24 protein-coding genes are annotated in these 23,609 nt (G+C 49.3%); 15 read left to right on the top strand and 9 right to left on the bottom strand.

Annotation, left to right across the window (positions count from 1 at the left end):
- The first annotated feature begins 1 nt into the window (after position 1).
- Genes AC1AY0_RS09835 through AC1AY0_RS09810 form a run of 6 tightly spaced genes read left to right on the top strand, consistent with a single transcriptional unit; the run spans position 2 to position 6,310 of the window.
- Positions 2–541 (top strand): serine O-acetyltransferase, encoded by a 540-nt coding sequence (locus AC1AY0_RS09835; protein ID WP_476523905.1) that lies wholly within the window; start codon positions 2–4, stop codon positions 539–541.
- Entirely contained in the window at positions 541–1,524 is a 984-nt protein-coding gene (locus tag AC1AY0_RS09830) for a glycosyltransferase family 2 protein (protein ID WP_476523904.1), read from the top strand. The genes AC1AY0_RS09835 and AC1AY0_RS09830 overlap by 1 nt, the downstream gene beginning before the upstream one ends.
- A complete protein-coding gene (locus AC1AY0_RS09825) occupies positions 1,518–2,777 on the top strand; it encodes an O-antigen ligase family protein (RefSeq protein ID WP_476523903.1) in 1,260 nt (419 codons plus the stop codon). The genes AC1AY0_RS09830 and AC1AY0_RS09825 overlap by 7 nt, the downstream gene beginning before the upstream one ends.
- The gene (locus tag AC1AY0_RS09820) at positions 2,770–4,242 is read left to right on the top strand and encodes an oligosaccharide flippase family protein (protein WP_476523902.1); all 1,473 of its coding nucleotides are present in this window, start codon (positions 2,770–2,772) and stop codon (positions 4,240–4,242) included. The genes AC1AY0_RS09825 and AC1AY0_RS09820 overlap by 8 nt, the downstream gene beginning before the upstream one ends.
- A 27-nt stretch (positions 4,243–4,269) precedes the next feature.
- The gene (locus tag AC1AY0_RS09815) at positions 4,270–5,418 is read left to right on the top strand and encodes a polysaccharide pyruvyl transferase family protein (RefSeq protein ID WP_476523901.1); all 1,149 of its coding nucleotides are present in this window, start codon (positions 4,270–4,272) and stop codon (positions 5,416–5,418) included.
- Positions 5,411–6,310: a beta-1,6-N-acetylglucosaminyltransferase gene (locus tag AC1AY0_RS09810; protein WP_476523899.1), complete on the top strand. Its 900-nt coding sequence runs from the start codon at positions 5,411–5,413 to the stop codon at positions 6,308–6,310. The genes AC1AY0_RS09815 and AC1AY0_RS09810 overlap by 8 nt, the downstream gene beginning before the upstream one ends.
- Positions 6,311–6,648: 338 nt before the next feature.
- Here the strand turns inward: AC1AY0_RS09810 and AC1AY0_RS09805 are convergent, their stop codons facing one another.
- Positions 6,649–7,830, bottom strand: a complete 1,182-nt coding sequence (locus tag AC1AY0_RS09805) for an AbiH family protein (RefSeq protein WP_476524033.1) — start codon at positions 7,828–7,830, stop codon at positions 6,649–6,651.
- A gap of 555 nt (positions 7,831–8,385) precedes the next feature.
- On the opposite strand from AC1AY0_RS09805, the gene rfbB reads away from it, so the two are divergent.
- From rfbB to rfbA, 4 genes are all read left to right on the top strand, one after another.
- Positions 8,386–9,408 (top strand): dTDP-glucose 4,6-dehydratase, encoded by a 1,023-nt coding sequence (gene rfbB / locus AC1AY0_RS09800; protein WP_476523898.1) that lies wholly within the window; start codon positions 8,386–8,388, stop codon positions 9,406–9,408.
- A 77-nt stretch (positions 9,409–9,485) separates the two neighbouring features.
- The gene (locus AC1AY0_RS09795) at positions 9,486–9,617 is read left to right on the top strand and encodes a hypothetical protein (protein ID WP_476523897.1); all 132 of its coding nucleotides are present in this window, start codon (positions 9,486–9,488) and stop codon (positions 9,615–9,617) included.
- 74 nt (positions 9,618–9,691) lie between these two features.
- On the top strand, positions 9,692–11,146 hold the full coding sequence (locus AC1AY0_RS09790; protein WP_476523896.1) for a sugar nucleotide-binding protein: 1,455 nt from the start codon (positions 9,692–9,694) through the stop codon (positions 11,144–11,146).
- Between the two features lie 24 nt (positions 11,147–11,170).
- Entirely contained in the window at positions 11,171–12,070 is a 900-nt protein-coding gene (gene rfbA / locus AC1AY0_RS09785) for a glucose-1-phosphate thymidylyltransferase RfbA (RefSeq protein WP_476523894.1), read from the top strand.
- An 80-nt stretch (positions 12,071–12,150) separates the two neighbouring features.
- Here the strand turns inward: rfbA and AC1AY0_RS09780 are convergent, their stop codons facing one another.
- Together AC1AY0_RS09780 and AC1AY0_RS09775 are read right to left on the bottom strand one after the other, a co-directional pair.
- On the bottom strand, positions 12,151–12,582 hold the full coding sequence (locus AC1AY0_RS09780; RefSeq protein WP_476523893.1) for a hypothetical protein: 432 nt from the start codon (positions 12,580–12,582) through the stop codon (positions 12,151–12,153).
- 111 nt (positions 12,583–12,693) lie between these two features.
- Positions 12,694–14,196, bottom strand: coding sequence for a hypothetical protein (locus AC1AY0_RS09775; protein WP_476523892.1), 1,503 nt, complete (start codon positions 14,194–14,196; stop codon positions 12,694–12,696).
- A gap of 182 nt (positions 14,197–14,378) precedes the next feature.
- Between AC1AY0_RS09775 and AC1AY0_RS09770 the strand changes: the two genes are divergently transcribed.
- On the top strand, positions 14,379–15,917 hold the full coding sequence (locus AC1AY0_RS09770; protein ID WP_476523890.1) for a tyrosine-protein kinase domain-containing protein: 1,539 nt from the start codon (positions 14,379–14,381) through the stop codon (positions 15,915–15,917).
- A 255-nt stretch (positions 15,918–16,172) separates the two neighbouring features.
- On the opposite strand, the gene AC1AY0_RS09765 is transcribed toward AC1AY0_RS09770, so the two are convergent.
- The 6 genes from AC1AY0_RS09765 to trxA all read right to left on the bottom strand — a co-directional run bounded on the left by AC1AY0_RS09765 (position 16,173) and on the right by trxA (position 20,081).
- On the bottom strand, positions 16,173–16,712 hold the full coding sequence (locus AC1AY0_RS09765) for an arsenate reductase/protein-tyrosine-phosphatase family protein (RefSeq protein ID WP_476523888.1): 540 nt from the start codon (positions 16,710–16,712) through the stop codon (positions 16,173–16,175).
- A gap of 173 nt (positions 16,713–16,885) precedes the next feature.
- On the bottom strand, positions 16,886–17,371 hold the full coding sequence (locus AC1AY0_RS09760; protein WP_476523886.1) for a hypothetical protein: 486 nt from the start codon (positions 17,369–17,371) through the stop codon (positions 16,886–16,888).
- Positions 17,372–17,643: 272 nt separating this feature from the next.
- Positions 17,644–17,862 (bottom strand): helix-turn-helix transcriptional regulator, encoded by a 219-nt coding sequence (locus AC1AY0_RS09755; protein WP_476523885.1) that lies wholly within the window; start codon positions 17,860–17,862, stop codon positions 17,644–17,646.
- Position 17,863: 1 nt separating this feature from the next.
- Positions 17,864–18,289 (bottom strand): hypothetical protein, encoded by a 426-nt coding sequence (locus AC1AY0_RS09750; protein WP_476523883.1) that lies wholly within the window; start codon positions 18,287–18,289, stop codon positions 17,864–17,866.
- 124 nt (positions 18,290–18,413) lie between these two features.
- Positions 18,414–19,433, bottom strand: a complete 1,020-nt coding sequence (locus tag AC1AY0_RS09745; RefSeq protein WP_476523881.1) for an aggregation-promoting factor C-terminal-like domain-containing protein — start codon at positions 19,431–19,433, stop codon at positions 18,414–18,416.
- A gap of 282 nt (positions 19,434–19,715) precedes the next feature.
- Complete coding sequence (gene trxA / locus AC1AY0_RS09740) at positions 19,716–20,081, bottom strand: thioredoxin (RefSeq protein WP_476523880.1); 366 nt, start codon at positions 20,079–20,081, stop codon at positions 19,716–19,718.
- A gap of 190 nt (positions 20,082–20,271) precedes the next feature.
- Between trxA and AC1AY0_RS09735 the strand changes: the two genes are divergently transcribed.
- From AC1AY0_RS09735 to gcvH, 4 genes are all read left to right on the top strand, one after another.
- On the top strand, positions 20,272–20,904 hold the full coding sequence (locus tag AC1AY0_RS09735) for an NUDIX hydrolase family protein (RefSeq protein WP_476523878.1): 633 nt from the start codon (positions 20,272–20,274) through the stop codon (positions 20,902–20,904).
- A 117-nt stretch (positions 20,905–21,021) separates the two neighbouring features.
- Positions 21,022–21,867, top strand: coding sequence for an alpha/beta fold hydrolase (locus AC1AY0_RS09730; protein WP_476523877.1), 846 nt, complete (start codon positions 21,022–21,024; stop codon positions 21,865–21,867).
- Between the two features lie 35 nt (positions 21,868–21,902).
- Positions 21,903–23,081: an NAD(+) diphosphatase gene (gene nudC, locus AC1AY0_RS09725; RefSeq protein ID WP_476523876.1), complete on the top strand. Its 1,179-nt coding sequence runs from the start codon at positions 21,903–21,905 to the stop codon at positions 23,079–23,081.
- Between the two features lie 90 nt (positions 23,082–23,171).
- Complete coding sequence (gcvH, locus tag AC1AY0_RS09720; RefSeq protein ID WP_476523875.1) at positions 23,172–23,576, top strand: glycine cleavage system protein GcvH; 405 nt, start codon at positions 23,172–23,174, stop codon at positions 23,574–23,576.
- Positions 23,577–23,609: the final 33 nt, after the last annotated feature.

Here is a 23,609-nt window from a genome sequence, read left to right as displayed (position 1 = left end):
AATGGATGAGTTTGTGAAAGCGGATAAGCATCGATGGTCTGATCATCGTTTTCCATATGTAATACCACAGTATCGTTTTTTGCGTATCAAACGAAAATGCGAATATTGGAGAAATAGATTCCTACCCTTTTTTATTGTATATAGGTTTCTTTTCGAACACTATAAAATTAAATATGGAACCGATATACCAGCAAAGGTACAAATAGGAAAAGGGCTACGTATTGAGCATTTAGGTGGAATTGTAGTTAACCCTAAGGCTAAAATCGGTAGCAATGTAACCTTATTAAATGGTGTATTAATTGGGGCTCAAAATAGAGGGAAGCATAAAGGATTTCCGGTAATCGGTGATTATGTTTGGATTGGAACGAACTCGATAATCGTAGGATCCGTACATATTGGGAACAATGTGCTCATAGCTCCAGGTTCCTATATCAATTTTGACGTACCGGATAACAGCATTGTACTAGGAAATCCTGGAAAAATAATCCATAGGGACAATGCGACCGAAGGTTATATAACCTATCCGTATGAGGGAGACTAATGTCTTTAGTTACAATCATACTTCCTGCGTATAATGCTGAAAAGACGATTGCAAGAGCGATACAATCAGCGCTTTGCCAGGAGTATTCAGATTTAGAGGTAATTGTAATCGATGACGGTTCCTCTGATTCGACTCTGAACGTTTGCAATGCCTTAGCTGATAAAGACAATAGGCTCAAGGTCTTGCATATAAACAATAGTGGCCCAAGCGCGGCACGCAACTACGGGCTATCACAAGCCAATGGTGAATTCATTTGCTTCATGGACGCAGATGATGAAATGAGCCCTACGATGATTTCACAGTTGGTCTCCAATATGCAGGACGACACAGATTTAGTGGTATGCGGATACAAGGTCCGATCCAATAACGGAGATTACGCTTTCGAGCAAAAGCTTGACGACAAATCATATCCCAATAATCGCTTATATGAATTTATCGAAAACCTCCAAGAAGCAAAAGCGTTCAATCCTTTATGGAATAAAATATTCCGTCGCAGTATTATCAACGATAATAATATAAAAATGGATACAAACGTTGATATGGGAGAAGATTATCTATTCGTTGTAGATTACTGTGCACATGCAACATTAAGTTTAAAAACTATCGATAAATTATTATACTACTACCAATTATCGCCCAACGGATTACAAGTCACTGCAAATAAAGGTAATAATTATATTCGTAGAATCTCCCAATTAAATAGGTTAAAGAATATATTTGAATATAAAAACTATCCTGTAAATTCATTAAATGGCGAATATATGAGAACGACATATACTTCATTGATAGAAGATACAGAAATAAATAATATAATAACTTATATCCAACAAAACAAGTATTTAAAAACAGTTTTATCGCCATCTTGCCAAAATGGTTTTAAATATAAGACATTAGCATTTGTCTTATCGACTAAAAATTCTTTTGTTATTAAAACTCTAATAGGAGTATTCTCGGCAACAAAAAGGAAAAAGTTTAAATGGTAAAGAATGCATTGCAGAGAATAATAATTAACAGAAATATTGGTTTTACTGCAAGTAATTTACTTAACGTTGATATTGTTCCATTTTTTTCTACCTTTGCTTATGTTGCTTTAATATTCCCTGCTTTGCTGTATCCCTTATGGAATAATTCACTAGCTTGGCAGATGGCTGAGATTATTGCATTCTTGATGATGAGCATCATAATGCTAACCAATAAAACCAATGTAACTAATAATCATTTAATTTTGATTATTAGTTTACTCCCTATTCTTATTCATAGTTATTCTTTAAGAATCGGCGAATATGGTTTTACGCTGCTGTGGACAATTTGCGTTATATTAACTATCTTTATTTCTCGTTACGTGAATTCAGAATTCATCCTTAAATACATCGGAGCTTTTTCTTTTATATACGCTTTTTTTACAGTCATTTCAAATTTTGGTTTAGGGCCAATACTTTCTCCGTTGGCACGAATGTACGCTGGACCTATAACTCAAGGCACCATTCAAACCGCAGGATTAACGCAACACTATACTCATAATTCTCTATTTATTTGTTTATCTATAATTATATGGTTTTCTTTCTGCTGTTCGACAAATAAATTAAGATATTACTTGTTGACAATTATTTCAATATTAGCATTAATATTCACGACGAAACGAGGGCCGCTTCTGGCGATATCTTTATCGCTGCTTATTACCATGTATTTATGCTCAAAAGGATCATTGAGTAAGAAAATTATTCGTCTTCTCCCTCCCGCAATAGTTTCACTTATTGGTTTCCTTGTTGTTTATATTATTAAACCGAGCCTTTTTTCCAGATTTGAAAATAAAGACAATATCTTATCTAATAGACAATATTTATGGAATTATGCTTGGGAGTTTTTTAAAGAAAGTCCTTTAATCGGTAAAGGATGGGGATATTACTCACATAACTTTAGTTTCTCATTAAGCGGCGTTGAAGTATCTAATCTAAATGCTCATAACACATATTTACAATTATTAGCCGAAACAGGTATTTTAGGGGCAACTATATTCTTATGTTTGTTTGTCTTTGGTCTATCAAAAATATATAGTAGATTAATAACACTTGTCAATAGAGATGAGGAATGCAAAACGGAAATAGTTTTCTCTTTTGCATATCAAGTCTTCTTCTTAATACATGCAATAACAGAAAATGCACTTTACGATAGAGTTACTTTTCTTCCTTATATTCTCGCTTTAGCTTTTTGCTTAAATGGAAATAATCATGACTAGTTTGAAAAAGAACCTTGTTTATAATATGGCCTATCAGATATTGGTCATATTACTTCCGCTTATTACGGCTCCTTACGTTTCTAGAGTTCTCGGAGCTGCTGGCCTAGGTACGTATTCGTATGTGTATTCCATTTCATATTATTTTGGTCTTGTAGGCATGCTTGGTATTACGAACCACGGTAGCCGAAGCATCGCATTGTACCGAACGGACAAGGTTCAGACTGCGCAAACGTTTTGGAATATCTACGCGATTCAGTTTATCAGTACAGGAATCGCCGTTCTTTCATATACTATCTTTGCTTTTGTCTTATTTAATGGCAACAAGATAGTTGCCTATATTAATATTCTTTTTGTCATTTCGTATTTGCTTGATATTAATTGGCTATTCTTTGGTCTTGAGCAGTTCAAAATCACTGTCATCAGGAATACGATTATCAAAGTTGCGACCGCATGCTCAATTTTTATCTTCGTAAAAGATCGCAATGACTTATGGTTGTATACGCTGATTATGGCTCTGGGGGCTTCTCTAAGTCAAATCTATCTTTGGATGAATGTTCATAAGTTCGTTTCATTCTGCAAACCAGAATGGTCTGAAGTGAAAAAGAACATCAAGCCAGTAATAATATTATTCATACCTGCAATTGCCTATAGCATCTACAAAGTGTTAGACAAAATCATGCTTGGCGCCATGTCCGACATGACTCAAGTCGGTCTATTCGACAATGCTGAAAGAATTGTAAATATCCCCGTCAGCCTCATTACTGCCTTTGGCACGGTCATGTTGCCAAGAATTTCCAACCTTATCGCTGCCGGAGACTCTAACCAAATAAAGAAATACAACGCCATCTCGTTCCGCTACTTCACTATGCTCGTCTGTGGTGCGGCTTTTGGTCTTGCAGGAATCAGCAATATTCTTGCTCCCGTTTATTTTGGAGACGAATTCAAGGGAAGCTCACCTATTATATTTGGCTTAAGCTTTAGCCTCATTTTTATGATCTGGGCTAACATCATACGAACCCAATATTTGATTCCAAATAAAAAAGATATGCCATATGTCATCTCAACATTGTTTGGCGCAGCTTTTAATATTTCGGTCAACTTGCTCTTAATTCCTCATTTGCAGGCAATAGGCACAATGATTGGCACCATCCTAGCCGAGCTGTCTGTATTTTGCGTTCAATACTTATTCACCAGAAAAGACTTTCCAACTCTTCAATACCTGAAATCAGGAATCATATTCTTCCCAATAGGGGCATTAATGGGTATCATTGTCTGGATTGTCGGTCAGATTCTTGGCCCAACGATTATCACTCTGATTATTCAAATTATTCTTGGTGCATTCATCTACGGGATTGGGTCTCTGATTTATCTAATTGCAATCAAAGACGACATATTCATCTCTATGCTCAAAAAGACTTTTCATATTAATGCCAATTCACGCCTACCGAAGCATCGAGCTGTTTGATTTAAGTATCAACAAAAAGGAGAAATAATGTCTCGTAATGACAAAACCGCTACTATTACATTCCATAATTCTTACAACTGTGGATCCATGTTGCAAGCATTAGCTCTTCAAAAAGTTTTAGTTGACAAATATAGTGTCGATAATGAAATTCTTGATTTCTCTAATCAAGGACAAAAGGAAATGTACAGCACTTTTTGGAAAGTTACTGGCTTGAAGTCATTTATCAAGAATGCACTTTGGGCCACAGTTTATAAGCGTATCAAGCAGCAGGCTGTCGCATATGAAGCGTTTGAACACAAATATTTCCGTCTGTCACAGGATACCTACACTTCCAATAAAGAATTAACCGCCACTAATTCCAAGTATCAGAAATTCATCACTGGCAGTGATCAGGTATGGAACATTCGATGCATGGACGCTGATGACGCATATTATTTGAACTTTGTTTCTGATTTCAACAAACGATATGCATATGCCGTGAGCTTCGGCGCTAACAATCCATTTGCGGACAGCTCTCTTAAAGATCACTACCTTAATCTTGTCAATAAATTTGACAAGATTTCGGTTCGCGAGCAGAATGCAAAGAAATGGGTTTCCACAGCCACCGGCAGAGAGGTCTCACTCTGTGTGGACCCCACCATGTTACTTTCTCAAGAAGAATGGGAAAAAACAGTACAGCTCGGTAACGCCCCAATCATCCAGGGCGACTACATCTTCTATTATTGCTTCAGTATCTCACAAGAGATAGCATCCTTCCTCCACCAAGTATCCAAGAAAACCGGTATGCCGGTATACTTCTTTGAACCTAAGGAATGGGCTCTTCGCTGCTGCTGGAAGAACAAGATTCGTCTGGTAAAGAAGTATGGCCCGGAGGCCTTCTTGAATTACATGAAATACGCAAAGATGGTCTTCACCACTTCCTTCCATGGAACAGCTTTCTCAACGATTTTCCATAAGAACTTTTGGTACATCGATTCTGGACATAATGATTTATCCAAGGACGATCGTGCTGTATCGTTCCTCACCCAGCTTAAGCTCACAGATCGTTACAAAACAATTTCTTCACTTCTGCAGACAGATCTGTCACTAATTCCTGATTACACCCAACCAGATCAAGCGCTTGCAAAGCTCCGTGAAGAAGCTTTTGAATATATTGAAGGCATAGTAAATGACTGATAAATCCGATAAGCAGGCGTACCTGCTCATGGCACACAGCAATCTTGAGCAGCTTAACTTCCTGATTAGATCTTTAGATTCAGAATTCAGTGATATCTTTCTTCACCTCGATGCTAAATCTAAAATCAATCCGGATGAGATTGTTAGACCTGTTTCTTCCCAACTTTATTTCTGCGATCGAATCAATGTATATTGGGCGGAATATAGTCAAGTGCAATGTGAGTTAAATCTATTGCGCCTCGCTACTCGGATTGGTAAGTACAATTACTACCATCTGATATCTGGTATGGATTTCCCTTTGAAGAGCCAGAAGGAAATCCATACCATGTTAAGAAATCGAAACGATATCTTTATTCATTTCACTACACATAAAAATGTTGAACTAACCATACCTTTTGTACGGTACTACCATTTATTCCAAAAACAACTTTGTGTAGCAAATAGGGATCATACTTTTTCCATCTACAAAGTATTCGAAAAAATATCGATTTTAATCCAGCGATTAATTCATTTGAACCGTATTCCGACCGATATCGTGATTAAAAAAGGAGCGAATTGGTTCAGTATCCCTGACGATTTCGCAAGATACGTCCTTGACCATCAGGATTGCATAAAGAAGCTGTTTAATAATACTCGCAGCCCTGATGAATTCTTTATACAGACTCTTGCCTTCAACAATCCCGATTACAAGAGACGTATATACAGATTCAAAGAAGATGATTCATCTGAATCATGCCTGCGCCATATCGATTGGCTGAGGGGTAGTCCTTACACATTCACCATAAAGGATTATGACGAACTCGTTAACTGCGGCATGATTTTTGCTAGAAAATTTGATTTGAACAAAGACAGACAAATCATCATAAAACTCATGAGCCGTCTTTCTGACTAAAAACAGTCAACAAGCTTGAGGCATATGTAATAGATGACCGCAATGTGGCCTGTTTTTGCTTTATGCTTCCTCTCGCTGGATAGGGGATGATGGAGCATAGCAGGCCGCATCTATATCTAAAATTAAATCATCAGTACAGCTGGGCTCTCCACTTGGAATCCGAATTCTTCAACGACGAGAATCCGAATCCACCGCGCTTGAATGCCTCCACCCCACCTCGGTGGCCTCTTCTAGCACTTTCAAGGTCTGCGGCTTGTCCTGATGCAGAGGCTCATCACAGAACGGTTCTACATGGTCAACGTCTTTTTCCCCATCGCATCTCCTCTTCCGAAATGGGATTACGCCACGATTCTCGTGTCAAATGTAGCTATCTTCAATCGATCTTCGAGCAGCAACTTGTGAAGAAGATTCCTTCCATGCGCTTCGGGCACTATGGTCTTCCCGTATTCTGTCATCAGTCGAATGATTGCATCGTAGTTGGCGGGATGCGATTTCGTACCGAAGAAGGTCAGTTTAGTTTCTCCACCGTATAAGTCGATTTGGTCGAAAAGCGACTGAAAGTAGGAGTAATCAGCTTCTCCTAAGGAATGGCCGAAAAACTTGACTTCGGCTATGCCGTTGCCATTGTTTTGCGCATCAAATATCGAGCGTCCAGCCATTTCCCCTATCAAATACTGTCGTCGCAATTTCAGTACCCTGGCGGTTTTTGTAAACTGATAGACGCCGGGCTCGTCCATATGAGCCTGGCCATCAATGCCAAATATGACATGATATTCATAGCCTCCAGCGTTTTCATCTGAGAAGCGATCGACATCGCCATGTACATTTCGGTGATAGTAAATGGACTTTTCTTGCGGTCTTTGGAGCAGAGGGGTCGTGTAGTTAAAGGACAGAATGACGTTCGATTGCTCGTCAAGCGGAATGTCAGTTCCGGTTTCCGCCATTGACTCATAGATATTCCTGCTGCCAGCATCATATGAAGGATTGTCCTGAACTCGTATCAGGTATCGAGCGAAAGCATCTTCAATAACATGAAGTTCGTTCGCAAAAAAATCGAGTATTTTCACTCGGAGAATTTCTGCTGGATCTTCTGCGTCTTCATCATCCCAATCTGCCGAGGCATTGAATGAGTTTAGAGCAGAGAAATCTATGTCGCTCGAATTCTCATTAACATACTTCTGAATCTTTAAATATGCGTTGACAACCGACTCAGGGCGTGACGGCTTTATCGAGAGGCCAGTCCAGTAATCTAGCGCATCATCAAGGCTGATATTACCTTTCCCGATGACCCACTCTTTGATTGCGCTTTCCACGTCTTTCCAATCATCGAGTTTTTTCGATGTATCATGCCAAGCAATGAAGAGATAGTCCCACACGCAGGGATCCTTGACATCCACCTGATAGGTAATCCTTGGCATGATTGTCTTCTTGAAGCTCTCACGGTACTTCTCATATCGATCTCGGAAAAATGAGGGATAAGACGATGGGATACTCTGAGCCAAGTCGAACCCGTTACCCAAAACTATGATTTGCGAATACGCCAATTGGAATCCTTCCTATGGAACTCGAGCGAGCTCAAATCTCCTGAAATCTTTTACGCCGGGATGGAGCGAGCAGATTGACCTGCGTTCCCTACCGTCATACGCATCTTTCTGCCTCTATGTTACAGCTATAGTGCGAACAAATGTTCGAGTGCGTTATCGGTGAAGGGGACGTGCCTCTATAGGCTGAGATCAGAATTGCTTGCGTCGCAGGATTTTGAGGTAGTTCTTGCGAAAGTCACGTCGGCCCTTGAACATCTTCCGGTCGGTGGCAATATCTTCGTCGGCATCGAACTTCAGCACAGTCGATTTCAAAGGTTTCGGTGCGTTTATGATGATTGTCTTACTTTAGTAAAGTACACATTAGTAGTGTGTACTTTACTAAACTGTCGAGAACATTAAGAATCTGTTCTTCCAAGTTTTTGGTGGTGATATATTCCTTGTGAGATGCTTGTTTCCCAAGCAGACTGATGACTGGACATGTGTGTCTTTACGCCTAATCGTAGGGGGTTACCCCTTTGTAAGATATGGGCTATGTCTGAAGTACTTTTCTCTCCTCGTAACATTATTGTGACCGGTGGTTGTGGTTTCATCGGTTCGAATTTCGTGCATTATGTGTATAACAACCATCCTGACGTGCATGTGACGGTCCTGGATGCGTTGACGTATGCGGGTAATCTGGAGAATATCAAGTCGATTCTTGGTGATCGTGTTGAGTTCGTGCATGGCAACATCTGCGATGCGGAGCTGCTGGACAGGATTGTTCCGGGTCATGACGCGATCGTGCACTACGCCGCGGAATCCCATAACGATAATTCGATTGCGAATCCGGAGCCGTTCCTGAAGACCAACGTCGAGGGCACGTTCCGTCTCCTGGAGGCGGCCCGCAGGTACGGGGTGCGCTATCACCACGTCTCCACGGACGAGGTGTACGGCGACCTGGCGTTGGATGATCCGGCGAAGTTCACGGAGGAGACCCCGTACCATCCGTCCAGCCCGTACAGCTCCACCAAGGCCAGCTCCGACCTGCTGGTGCGCGCATGGCACCGCACGTTCGGCATCCGCGCCACGATCAGCAACTGCTCCAATAATTATGGTCCTTACCAGCATGTGGAGAAGTTCATCCCCCGTCAGATCACGAACATCCTGGAGGGGTTGAAGCCGAAATTGTACGGCAACGGTCTGAACGTGCGTGACTGGATTCATACGGACGACCATTCGACGGGCGTGTGGACGATCCTGACCAAGGGCCGTATCGGCGAGACGTATCTGATCGGCGCGAACGGCGAACGCAACAACATCACGGTTTTGCGCGACATCCTGACCGTGATGGGCAGGGATCCGGACGACTTCGACTGGGTGAGGGACCGTCCGGGCCATGACCGCCGTTACGCGATTGACTCGACCAAGCTGCAGACCGAACTCGGCTGGAGGCCGACCCATACGGATTTCCAGAAGGGTCTGGAGCAGACCATCGCCTGGTATACGGACAACCGTGCCTGGTGGGAGCCGGTCAAGGCCGCGACCGAGGCCAAGTACAAGCAGCAGGGACAGTGAAGGCAGGTTCTTGGTAGGTGAGTGGTGCTCTGCACTCACCTACCTGCGTGCGTCGGTTCTTGAAGCAGGAAGATGTTATGCCATTATTAACGGATTTGTATCTGGCCGAAGATGATTCTGAAGAGCAGGACTATCTCCGTTTGTGCGATGCGCCGCTTTCCCGGGACGTAATGGACTATCTTCATGCCGCGGAACCAACTTTTGAATGATGCCACTTGCCTTGCGGCGAAGATGTTTGAGGATTCGTGGTTTTTGGAACTCGGTAGAAAGGGAGTCGTAGGTTATGTCGTTTGAGTTTGAGAAGGATTTGAAGGTCACGGAGACGAATATTCCGGGTTTGCTGGTGTTTGATTTGCCGGTGCATGGGGATAATCGTGGTTGGTTCAAGGAGAACTGGCAGCGTGCGAAGATGACCGCGCTTGGTCTGCCTGATTTCGGTCCGGTGCAGAACAACATCAGCTTTAACGCGACCAAGGGCGTGACGCGCGGCATCCACGCCGAGCCTTGGGACAAGTACATCAGCATCGCTGCGGGTGAGATCTTCGGCGCGTGGGTGGATTTGCGTCCGGGTGAATCCTTCGGCCAGGTGTTCACGACGCGTCTGGATCCGTCGAAGGCGATTTATGTGCCGCGTGGTGTGGGCAACAGCTTCCAGGCGTTGCAGGACGGCACCGTGTACACGTACCTGGTGAACGCTCACTGGAGTCTGGAGCAGAAGAGGACGTACACGTTCGTGAACCTGGCCGACCCGGAGCTCGACATCCGGTGGCCGATCCCGTTGGAGGAATCCGAGCGTAGCGAGGCCGACCTCAATCATCCGATGCTGAAGGACGCGAAGCCGATGGCTCCGAAGCGCACCTTGGTGACGGGCTGCAACGGCCAGCTGGGCCACGCGATCCGCGCGTATGCCGAGGCCCATGACCTGCAGGGCTTTGAATACACGGATATCGATGAGTTCGATTTCTCCGATCCGAAGGCGTACGAGGCTTACGACTGGAGCCTGTACGGCACGATCATCAACGCAGGCGCGTACACGGCCGTGGACAGGGCCGAGACCGCGGAAGGCCGTCCGATTGCTTGGAAGGCCAATGCCCAAGGCCCGGCTTTGCTGGCCAAGGTGGCTGCGGAGCATCACATCACGCTCGTGCATGTGAGCTCCGATTACGTGTTCGACGGTGCTGCCGAACAGCATACGGAGACGGAAGCATTCGCTCCGCTGGGTGTGTACGGCCAGACCAAGGCCGCCGGCGACATCGCCGTCGGGAACGCTCCGGAGCACTACATCCTACGCTCCAGCTGGGTGATCGGTGAGGGGCATAATTTCGTGAAGACCATGATGATGCTCTCCGACCGCGTGGCCGACGAGAACGACAAGCTGGAGCAGGTGACCGTGGTGGACGACCAGTACGGGCGTCTCACCTTCACCAGGGACATGGCCGAGGCGATCTTCCATCTCCTGGACGCCCATGCCCCGTACGGCACGTACAACCTGACGGGTTCCGGTGCGGTGAAGTCCTGGGCTGACATCGCCCGTGAGGTGTTCGACCTGACGAACGGCAATGGTGGGAAGGTCAAGCCGATCAGCACCGCCGAGTATTTCGCGAACGCGACCAGCCCGGTGTCCCCGCGTCCCACGAACAGCGCCTTGGACCTGACCAAGATCGGCGAGGCCGGTTACACTCCCGCCGACTGGGAGGAAACCCTCAAGACGTATGTCGCCAAGGAACTTGACAAGTAATCGAGAGTAGTAAGGAATAGTCTCATGAAGGGCATTATTCTGGCTGGTGGTTCGGGTACTCGCTTGTATCCGTTGACGACGGTGACGTCGAAGCAGTTGCTGCCGGTGTATGACAAGCCGATGATCTACTACCCGCTGTCGGTACTCATGATGGCCGGTATTCGTGACATCCTGATCATCTCCACGCCGAAGGACCTGCCGAATTTCGAGAAGCTCCTGGGGGATGGCAGCCAGTATGGTGTGAGGTTCTCCTATGTGGTGCAGCCCAGTCCGGATGGTCTGGCGCAGGCGTTCCTGCTGGGCGAGGAGTTCATCGACGGCGAGCCATGCGCGCTGGTGTTGGGTGACAACATCTTCTACGGCAATGGTCTGGGCGCCACGCTGCGCAAGGCGAGGGCGAAGGCGGAGAACGGCGAGGGCGCTTCCGTGTTCGGCTATTACGTGGATGATCCGGAACGTTATGGCGTGGTGGAGTTCGATGCGGATAAGAAGGCCGTCTCCATCGAGGAGAAGCCGAAGAATCCGAAGTCGAACTACGCGGTGACGGGCCTCTACTTCTACGACGAGCGTGTGGTCGAGTTCGCCAAGCAGGTCAAGCCCTCCGCCCGTGGTGAGTTGGAGATCACCGACCTGAACAAGATGTACTTGGAGGATGGTTCCCTGAACGTGCGCACGCTCGGCCGCGGCTATGCGTGGCTGGACACGGGCACCATGGACTCCCTGTACGAGGCGGGCGAGTTCGTGCGCACCGTGCAGCGCGCGCAGGGCCTGCCGATCGCGGTGGCCGAGGAGATCGCCTACGAGAACGGGTGGATCAGCAAGGAGGAGCTCCTCGAATCCGCCGAACGTTACGGCAAGAGCCCATACGGCCAACACCTCAAAGACGTAGCAGACAACAAAATCATCGTGAAAACCAATCAGTGATGAACTATTGGTCTAAATGATGCGCCGGAATGGTTACATAAAACCATTCCGGCGCTTTTGTAAAAAAGAGCTGCTCGATTTCAGGCAGTCTTCTTGCGGCCGCGGCGCTTCATGGTGCCGGCGGTGGCAGAGGTGGAATCGAAGATCACGGTCTTGCTTTCCGGGTAAGCAGCACCATTTACGGAAGCATAGGATTCTTCGCCTTCCGGAGCTTCAGGCAGAGTGAAGAAAGCCTTCACTGCTTCCACCAGCGTAGCCTCCTTAAGGCTTACGGAAGCCGGCTTACCATCAGCCTTGCTGAACTTCAGAGCATTATCAGCCTTAGCAGTTGCCGGCGTCACAGCAATCTGCTTGGTCTTCTCGTTAATCAATACCTTTACAAAAGCAGGAGAACCCAAGACCTCGGCAGTGGCCTTGTTGAAACGAATAGCAGAATCAGTGACGGTCAATACGGTCTTGCCAACCGGCTTAACCAGCTGAACTTCTTCAAATCCTTGAAGCAGAGAAGCCATGATTATTCCTCCTGTATTTGCATGAAGTTTTCAATTTATATTTCAGGAGTAATTGTAGGGGAATTGTTGGATAAATATATGATTTCTTCTCTTGGTTTTTGCTCCCCTCAGTCAGCTTCGCTGACAGCTCCTCTCAAGGAAGGGGGGCCGAAGGACATGGCGGGTTAGGGACCAGATGAATAGGGGGAGGGCGGCGAAAGCGTAGCCTTCGAACTGGATATATAAATAAGCAAGCAATATGAGCCAGCAGATAGTCAGCTTATTCCAAGTGTGGAAACGATTAATGAATCGCAACGTAATAATAAGGAATAGTGCAAAACCAATAATGCCGAATTCAGTGATGAAATTAGTGTAAGCGCACATAGTCCAGACAGTGTCTGAGCTAATAGACGAATACCAGTTCGATGCGCCGGTTGAATCAGTGTGCATTGCCTGCAAAATATGGGTTGCCATCGCATTGCCTTGGTGCACAGCTGAAGCAATATTACCCGCGCCGTATCCGGTCAGCACAGTCCAAGGATGTTCTATGAGCCCGCATATAGGGCCTAAAGACTGCCAAAAGCGCGCAAAGAACGATCCATCGCCTTCCATGCCATTATGCAAAATAGAATCTAATCGTGAATTAGCCACAAAACTAATCGCAGCTAAAATGCCGGATCCAATGAACTGCATGATGCCGCGTTTGCGTGATTCCTTATTATGCCAATATGTTTCAATGCCGATAACCGTTACTAAAGCCACCAAAGAATCCAGCACAATACGCGTGCCAGAACCCATAAGCACACTGTCAGCAGCAAACACCACAATAAGATGCTTCAATCGTTGCGCAAAAATACGATCACGAATACGCATAAACCAAAACAGTGGCAACAAAATACCAAATAAATGCATGCCAATATAACTTGGCTCGGCAAATAGGAATTGTGGGCGGCCGGCATTACCTCCCCAGGCCACGCCTCCAGTAATATACGAGCGGTACATCAAGTGCCCAAAGAACCCTTGCACACTGCCCAAACGCAGGCGAATCGCCAACCATTGCACCATACCGATAGCAAATGCAAACCAATATGTAGCAATCAATACGCGTACAGATTCCTGCCAACTGAGCTTTTTATGCACAAAAGCAATATCAAGTGCAGCCAATGTAGCGGGCACGGCAATCACACCAGTTAGCGACATAACAACCGCATTATTATGCAATCCAAACACAGCCCAGCCAGGCATCGAAAGCAAAACAAGCACCACGGGTAGCAGCATGAATGGCGCATACCGGTGCATTGCCAAACGGAGCAGGCGAGGATTCGCTATGCAGTAAGCAACAAGCAGCCAAGGGCTAATCGGAGTCCAAAAAGGTTGGAAAAAACCAAGCACAGTGCCGTCTATCGGCAACGTCACTAACGCCAAAAAGAACAGGTAATCAGAGTAATCACATGGAGTGAATAATCGGGGGAGTTGCATCGGGGGAGTAAGCGCTGCTGTGGCACTGGCAATGCCAGAAGCGCTGATCTCGCCACGTGCGGGGTCGCTAGTCTCGGCTGTCTGCAGCCTACTTGCTTGCTGCATGGTTGGCTTTGCAACGATTGCCTCAGTTTCAGGCATGCTTGAATCGCTCACGAAATCCCCTCCTTGATGTGCTGTTGCGTACTCTACCAACACAATGTGCGAGCAATGTGCAAAAACCGTGGTGATATTTTTCGGACACGTCATAACCACGTTTTTCTTCAAAAGGGGGTACACGATGGCTGATAGGATTCATGGTGTTTGCAACCCATCAGGATGTGTAGAGGGAGAAGCGGTTGATTTCCGCAGAGAATAACGAACAACAAAATCAAAGCGTTGCGGACTCTGCCGCGGCGCAGGCCGAGAGCGGCATCACCATCATGGACTTGCTGCGAATCATTCGCAAGCATGTCATTTCCGTCATTGTGACATTCGTCGTGGTATTTGCCGCAGTGTGCGCATACACCCTGCTGACTCCGCCGAAGTACACGGCCACCTCGCAGGTGTTTGCGACGTTCAGCACGTCTTCAAGCTCGGACAGCTCTCAGGATGATTTCAACAGCCTGAACAGCGCGGGTTCATACATTTCCAACCAGATTAAGTCGTACCCGACTCTGGCCACCACCGAAGCCGTGCTTCAGCCGGTGATTGACCAGTTGGGATTGAACTCCACGGTTAGTCAGCTCGCAGCTCAGCTCACGGTTACCAACCCTACGGACACCGCATTCGTCAACATTTCAGTGGAAGATACCAACCCTAAGGAAGCCGCTGATATTGCGAACACCGTAGCCAAGTCCATGAAGACTGTGGTGGAGGATTCCTTGTACTCCTCTAACAGCAAGTCTCCGGTTACGCTGTCCGTAGTGCAGCAGGCTCAGGAGCCGTCTGGTCCGAGCAGTCCGAAGATCACGCTGAACATGGCTATCGGCATTGTGGGCGGTCTGATTCTCGGCATTATCGTGGCTCTGCTCAAGGATCTCTTCTCCACTCGTATTGAGGAAGCCTTCGAACTGCAGGAATACATTGATGCCCCGATTATGGGCCGTATTCCGGAAGACGATCTACTCAAGGGTGAAGTGCCGGTGATTATCGCCAAGCCCAGCAGCCCGATTGCTGAAGAATACCGTCGTGTTCGCACTAACCTGTCCTTCACCGCTCCGGTTGAAGGCATGAATTCTCGTCTGATTGTGATGAGCTCCACCAGCCCGTCTGAAGGCAAGACCACCAGCGCAGTGAACACTGCCGTGGCTTTGGCAGAAAATGGTGCCAAGGTGCTGCTCGTAGACGCTGATTTGCGCCACCCGTCCGTAGCCAACCGACTGGGACTCGAAGGCAACGCTGGCCTTACCCACGTGCTTTCCGGCCAGGCCTCTGTGAAGGACGTGGTGCAGCGTTACTGGAAGCCGAACCTGCACGTTATGCCTGCCGGCCCGAAGCCGCCGAACGCTTCCGCACTGCTGAACTCTCCGGTTATGAAGGAACTGCTGAAGCAGGCGCTCACTCAGTACGACTACGTGCTGGTGGACACCTCTCCGCTGGTGGTGGCCAACGACGCTTACGTGTTTGGCGCTATGGGCAATGGCATTGTGATTGTGTCTGGCCGCGACGTAACCGATAAGCGTGATCTGCGCGAGATCGCCGCCCAGCTGGATACCCTGAACATTGCAGTGAACGGCTTCATCTTCAACTATGCCAAGGATTCCAAGAAGGATTATTCGGCCAAGTACAACAACTACTATTACTACGATGACGATTCCAACTCGGGTAATAAGAAGGGCCGGAACAAGAAGCGTCCGAAGCGTAGTGCGCCGCGTCGTGCTGCGGTGAAGCGGTAGGGAAGCTGTTTTAAATGAGAAAGCGGCCGAAGGCCGCGGGAAAAATGTATCGACTTGCAGTCGATTCTGATTTTCCCGCGGCCTTCGGCCGCTTTTCTACTACCCCTCAGTCAGCTGTCGCTGACAGCTCGTCCGCAATTAAGGTCGGACTTCGTCCGCATTTTGTTGGCTCGACTGTCGTCTCGCACATTGCCTACAAACAGCTCTGCTGTTTGCTTAACGGCAATGTCCTGGCAAGGGGAGCCAGGGTGAGGTTTACGCGGTGGCTTGGGCGATGAGGGTTAGGGCTTGGCGGATTTGGGTGTAGGCTTTTTGGAACACGGGGAAATCTTGATGATGTGGATCCTCAATGGTGAGGGGAGTGGGAAGCATCGGGCGAATCATTGAAGCATTGTCGATAACCGATTCCAGCTTCTCCTGGCGCGTGCTGCCCTCAATATAGCCTTCTTTGGCACAGTAAGCACACATGTTGGCAAAGTCAGTCAAAAGGAAGGTTTTACGAGCCGCCAGCGGTGCAATCGTAGCGATTTCCTGACGCTGATGGGCTTCAAAGCAAAGAATCAAATCAGATTCGTTAGCTAATTGCGGCGTGATGCGCTTGGAACGGAACTTACTGGAATCAATGCCAGCCTGCGTCATCAGCAGGGCGCTGGAAGGATCAATAGGATGATTCATAAGGCCGCGTGTGCCAGCGCTGTCGGACGAAATCTCTGGGTCGGTCAGGTAGTGGGGGAGCAGCAGCTCGCCCATAGGAGACCGGCAGATGTTGCCCGTGCAAACAAAAAGAACCTTCATAATGTCGATATGCCTCGATTTGTTATTTGGGGTATGACTTGAAAGTATGTGGCTTGTCGCTCAGCCATTTGTGAGTCAGTGCTCTGTGTGCTGAACTGTTATGGCTAAGCATAGAAAAGACCCTGAGGAAACCTCAGGGTCTTTTGCGTTAAATCAGCTCAGCGCCGAAAGATTCAGCGAACGCTGGTCTTGCGAACTGCGAACAGAGCAACGCCAGCAGCAGCCAGCAGCACAACAGCCACAGCGTACGGAGCCACGGAAGCGCCGGTGTCAGCGGTGGTAGCAGCACCGTTGCCGGTAGCCGGAGCAGAAACGGTGTAAGAAGCCAGAATGTTGGCACCGTTGGAATCGGAAGCGATCTTGACGTCGGTCTTAGCGCCAGCCTTCAGGGTAATCTTAACCTTCACATTGCCGTCAGCGTCGGCAGTGAACGGGCCCCAGGTCTTGAGGGCAGCAGCGGTGACGTTCTCAACCACGGTGTCGTCAGCCACAACGTAGTACTTAGCGCCCGGGGTCAGACCGGTGAAAGTAACGGTGGCAACAGAACCGGAGACAACACCGGTTGCACCGTACTCGTCAGCCATAGCGGTGTTAGCAGCGAAGCCGAAGCCCAGAACAGCAGCGATGGTGGCCAGCACAGCCATAATCTTCTTCTTCATATCAATAACCTCCTTATAGGGGTGAACTCCACCCCTGAAGTACATCTCGCAGTAGGCTTTTCAAGCCTTATCTCCCTGCGCAACCCCTAGAATACCCACCCCAATGACGTATATAGGGGGTGCGGTAAACGTAGTGAACGAATTGTGTGACATCGTTGTCACCCGGTGTGAGGGCATTGTCTCTTGACTCAATGTCAAAATTCGTCAATAAGAGCTCAGAATCGTTGCAATACCGCCGATTTCACGAAACAATGCCCGAGTTTGCTTTGAATTTACTTACGTGTCCGGGTTTCGGGCGTGTCGTCAACCTCATCGTCGAAGCTAAACAGCTCTTCCACCGTAGTATCAAACACTTTGGCAATATCCATGGCCAGCCTAAGTGACGGGCAATACTGCCCCTGCTCCAAACGGCCGATAGTCTCTCGTCGCACATTAATCAGATCAGCCAACTCAGACTGCTTCATACCGCGTGCCAGACGATGAATTTTCACGCTAGTCTTCATCATCATCCCCATTCGAGCCGTCGTGCTCAAGCCAGAGATAATACCCATCAGACAGTGCCAAAGCGCCCATAGCCAGCGCTGGCAGCACCATCGGCGGAATCATATAGGGAACAAACAGCACACGCAGATTCAATACCGTGTAAATAAAGCCCAGCGCCACAAGCACAGCAACAAGCACCCACATGGCAAACTGGTTGGCTTTGCTTTGATGTTGATCCGAGAGCTCATCGCGGCGTGGATGCTGCTTATTGAGCACCTGCACCACCCAGATTTCTCCGCAAGCCCACAGCAGAGCCACCACAGCCGTGACAATAACCCCGATGAAATTGTGGCCGATCATCATCATGAGCACACAGGCCAGCGCGCCCACGATTTCCACCGCGGCGCGCATCGCAATATATCGGTTAAAAGTCATGGCTCTCCACCCCTCTCATGTGTTGTGATTGATTATAGGGTGGATTTTCGGGGGTGTGCTTGCAGATATAGAAAAACCCCGCTGGAAGGCGGGGTTTGATAACGATAGTAAAGCTGACCGCTTATCAGTAGCTCTTGTACTGCAGCCAGTGGTTATATGCGGCGGCAAGAGAGCCGTAACGGCCATTGCAGTAGCTCACAAACCACTTGAACTGCGTCTGGTAATTCGTAGCCCAATCAGAGCCAGCAGAAGCCATCTTGCTGCCAGGCAAAGCCTGCGGCAAACCGTAAGCACCAGAAGGATTGGCAGCAGTCGGATTCCAGCCGGATTCATGATTGATGATGTAGTTGGCTGCGGTGAAATCATCCTCAGTGTAGCCATTGGCAATCAGATAATCATGAGCCCAAGTCTGCATCTCACCCACCGGCACAGTAGTACCCAAGCTTGCAGAAGAACTGGAGCTTGAAGAAGACGAGGATGATGAAGTAGAGCCAGTGCCCACCAGAATCACCTTATCCACTGGGGCTTTCTTAACCCAGGAGGTGAACACATTGGAAGATACAACCTTGCCACCAGCGCGCGTAACCAGAGACGTGGTTTCCATTACGCCGTTCTCACCCTCGGTCTCCACCTTTTCGGTACCCTTAGGCAGGTCAGAGGTTTCCTTGCGAACTTCGTTGAATGGAATATCCGTATCATTGGTTTCCACGTCAGCGCCAGCGCGCTCAATGGTGATAACCGTGGATTCGGTAACCTTGCTCTTCAGCGAAGGACTTACCGTGTCTGCTGGATCAAGAGTGATGTTGCCAACATCCAGCACAGCCTTCACCGTTTTCATTTCGCTTTTCTCGCCGAGCACCACACGGGAATCACCATTAATCTTCACGGTGACATACGTGGTGTTCTTATCGGCGGCATTCAAAGCGCCACGAGTGGCAGAACGGGAAGCTGCAGAATCTGTAGCAGAGAAAGCAGTGATATGCGTGGAAGGCTGAACCGTATCCGACTGGTAGAAATTGCGGGACACAAATCCAGCACCAGCGATAAGACCTCCAGCGGCGATTACTGCGCCGATCTTTGCCCACTGACGCTTGCTCAAGCTCAGGGACTTCAACGGAGAGGTCTTCTTAGCGTGTCTCGTCATTACGCTCCTTGAATTGATTGCAACTCAATGCACTGCCTACGTTATGAACTACATAAATCGTGCAGATTACATACTGCTGAGCTGCACACACTGCCATACATCATAGTTGGAGCGGTGGATGAAATGCAAATATGCCGACCCTGCACAACGGCAGAGGTCGGCATATGTAGTGGTTGCCTGCGTTGGAGAGTGCCAAATATTGTGGTTATGCTGCGGCTGGACTGCGGTTATGTTGCAGTTAGCGCAGGCAGTGCATAATCAGTTGGCGATTTTTATGATTGCTTAGTTCTGGGCTGCGGCCTGAGCCTTGGCGGCGGCAAGATCAAGAGCCTTGGCCTGGCTAATCAGATCATCCAAATCAGCGGCCTGCAGTGCGCCGGCCTGCTGGAAAATCACCTCGCCCTGCTTGGCGATCATCAGCGTCGGCACAGCCTGAATACCAGCGGCCTGAGCCAGATCCTGATTAGCGTCGATATCCACCTTCACAAAGGCAATATCCTTGTTTTCCGGCTTATCAGAAGCAGCCTCGAAAATCGGGCCGAATGCGCGGCACGGACCGCACCACGTGGCCCAGAAGTCCACGAACACAATCTCGTTATCGGTAATGGTCTGCTCAAAATCAGCCGAGGTAATGGCCTTGGTTGCCATGTGAGTCTCCTTTGGTAATGCTGCTGCAGCTACTGCAAGTGGTAGTGATTTCACATCTGCGCACCAGCTTGTCAGCACCACCCAACAAATACCGGCGTGTGGTGCCGTTATTGCGCCGCAAGCCAAACGTTTGCTCATATTTCGCTGGAAGGTGAAGGAATCGCCACACACTCGCGCGATAATGGGAAGCATGCCAGTCATGAATGATGAAGTGCCCGGCGAGGGCGACTTTGACGCGAACCGCAACCGTAGTGAATTCGATAACATCACTCCCGAGGACTTCATCCACGGAGGTGGTTCAGGTCACGGGAATCCTCCAGGGTGGCTCGGCCCGGCAGACATCAACCGCGCCCGCCATCAAATGCCTATCGCCTACGTGGAGATTGTGCCTGTGCGCACGGATGATATGGGGCGCATTGCTCAAGTGGGCTCGCTGCTACGCGTTTCCGATGACGGTTCAATCGAACGAACTGTGATTACCGGGCGTGTGCTGTTCCATGAGACGCTGCGCGAGGCGATTGCGCGCAACGTGGCCAAAGATTTAGGTGATATTGCGTTGCCGCTGTTGCCGGCCTCTTTGCAGCCGTTCACTGTGGCGGAATTCTTCCCAACGCCGGGCTTAAGCGAATACTACGATCCGCGCCAGCATGCGATTGCGCTGTGCTATGTAGTGGCGATTGCCGGCGATTGCAAGCCGCAGGATGAAACGCTGGACGTGGAGTGGGTTGACCCGAAGAGCGACGTGATGGATAAATTCGTGGAGCAAATGGTCAACGGACACGGGCGCATCGTGCGCCAAGCCCTAGCCTGGGCCGGCGTGTGAGCCTAGGCAGGTGTGCGGCAGCCCTCTCTGGCTCCCCTCCTAGAGGGGAGCTGTCAGCGAAGCTGACTGAGGGGAGTATTGCTTGTTCTGTCGAGTTTTGGATTCAAGGAAGTGCATATGGCAATCGAATTAGCAAATCATATTTATCGTGACGGCGAAGGCGTGCCGGTCGTGCTGATGAACGCCTACCCAGTGGACCACCGCATGTGGGATGTCTGCGCCAAAGCGCTCGCAGACTTCTCAGATTTGGACGATGTGCCACCGTTCCCAATCTGGGCCCCAGACATGGCCGGTTCTGGCGATTCTCCAGTGCCGAGTGCAGAAGATTCCGGCCCGCAGCTCGCCAATGGCGCATACACCGAAGCACTTGACCGCTTGGCGGACGCCTACGTGGACCTGGTAAAAGCCGCAGGATACAGCCAAGCCATCTGGGTCGGCCTTTCCATGGGCGGCTATGTGGCAATGGACATTCAGCGCCGCCACCCTGAAACCGTAGCCGGACTCGCCCTCTGCGACACCATGGCTGCCTCGGACGGCGTGGGCGGCGAAGGTCGCCTCGCCATGGCAGACGCCGCCGAGCAAACCAATTCGGTAGAACCAGTAATGCATTTTGCCAAGCCATCCGAAGGTGACTCCACCGTCAAGAAAACACCGGAATTCGTGGCAATCATGACCCGCTGGATCGAAGAGCAAAACCCAGCAGGACTGGCATGGCGCCAACGCATGACCTACGGCCGGCCAGACATGAGCACAGTACCGGAAACAATCAGCGCACCAACCGTCGTAGTATCCGGCGAACTCGATCCCACCAGCAATCCCAGTGTGATGCGCCCACTGGCAGAATGCATTACCGGCGCTGAATTCATCGACATTCCCGACTGCGGCCACTTCAGCGCAGTAGAACATCCAGACACCGTAGCCCGCGCGCTACTCTCTCTGGTCCGCCGCGTGCAAGCGCAATAGCAGAAGCGCAGTAGTTGCAGTAATAAGGACAAATCATGACCGCAGACATTCATTTTTCACCGCTTGCACTGACCCGCGCATTGCCATTCCTACCCTTGGCGCAAGGCGACATCGACTATCAAGTAGAACGTCGCAGTGAACCAGGGCTCATCGACGAACTCCTGCAAGACCCCAATACCAAAGTAGTGCTGACCCGCGGCGGTCTTATCGCAGTACCGCGCGGCCAAGGCGATCTGGTGGATTATGAAAACGTCAAAATGCGGCTCGCCACATTACCCGGCGGATATGTCGGCGCAGAACTCAAACGGTACCCACAAGCCGTAGCCATGTTCCTTGGCGCATACGGTGGCGCTCGCGGCGAATCAGTAATCGCCGTAGACATCACGCGCGTTCCAGAACCGGGCGCAGCAGTCTCCTCCAATGCAACAGAGGCAGATGTTTTAGGCGTGCAAGATTCCGGCACCATTGATGGAGCTCTCAGCGTACCGGATTCCGCAGGCCAAGGCGCAGACGATGCTTTTGACGAATCAGTCGACCTGCCGGGCAGCAAACAGCCAACTGCCAAGCCAACATTGCTGCAGCAAGCAGTCAACCGATTCGACTGGGTCGACTTACGCGGATTCGCACCTCACGCCAGCGCGCGCGAAGCCGGGCAAGCCACCAGCGCAATCACACTCAGCATTTGGCACTCCCGCCAACGCTTCTGCCCAACATGCGGTGCGCCGGTTGAAACCGCGCTCGCAGGCTGGGCGCAGCGTTGCTCCAACGCAGCAGATCGTAACCGCATTCTGTTCCCGCGCGTGGAGCCCGCGGTGATTACCGCCATCGTGGATGGGCAGGATCGTCTGCTGCTGCAGCACAACGCGGCATGGAAAGACGAGCGACTGTATTCAGTTTCCGCAGGATTCGTGGAAGCCGGGGAGAACCTCGAACACGCATGCCGGCGCGAAGCCATGGAAGAAACCGGTATCAAACTCGGCGAGGTGCGTTATCTTGGTTCGCAGCCGTGGCCATTCCCTGCCTCATTGATGATGGCATTCAAAGCACATGCCATCACCACCGACGTGCATGTGGACGGCGAGGAAACCATGACCGCACGCTGGGTGACGCGCGACGAATACACTGCCGAGCTAATTTCCGGGCGAATGGCCGCTCCAGGGCGAGCCACCATCGCGCGATACATGATTGAGGAGTGGCTCGGGCGCGAACTGTAAGGATTGCGAACTCTAGTCTAAGGATGTGGGGGCTGAACACAGTAAACAGCGGATATCGGAACATGGCAAACATAGGTTAGGCTTGTGTGTATGAGTGACGAAACTGAACAGCCCCTGAACCTGGACATTCCCGAACATCTCGAATACTCCGACGAACACGTATGGGTGGATCGTTCGGACGATGAGCTCGCCATCCTCGGCATCACCGAATTCGCTGCCGACCAGCTCGGCGAGCTCGTCTTCGTGGACCTGCCTGAACCGGGCTCCCGAGTGGAAGCCGGCGACGAAATCGTGGAACTCGAGTCTTCCAAGGCCGTGCAGCCCATGATCAGCCCTGTTGCGGGCACCATCAAATATGTGAACCGCGACGTTTCGGATGACCCGTCCGTAATCAACGGCGATCCGTACGGCGAAGGCTGGATTTTGAAGGTTGAGCTTGATGACGATGAGCCTGAACTGCTCACCGCCGAAGAGTATGCCAAGATCATCCGCTGAGGTTATTCGAGGGTATTCAAAGTTTTCTCATAG

Source organism: Bifidobacterium sp. LH_416 (assembly GCF_056357055.1).
The sequence above is the reverse complement of the archived record's forward strand: the minus strand, read 5'-3'. Positions and strand labels throughout refer to the sequence as shown.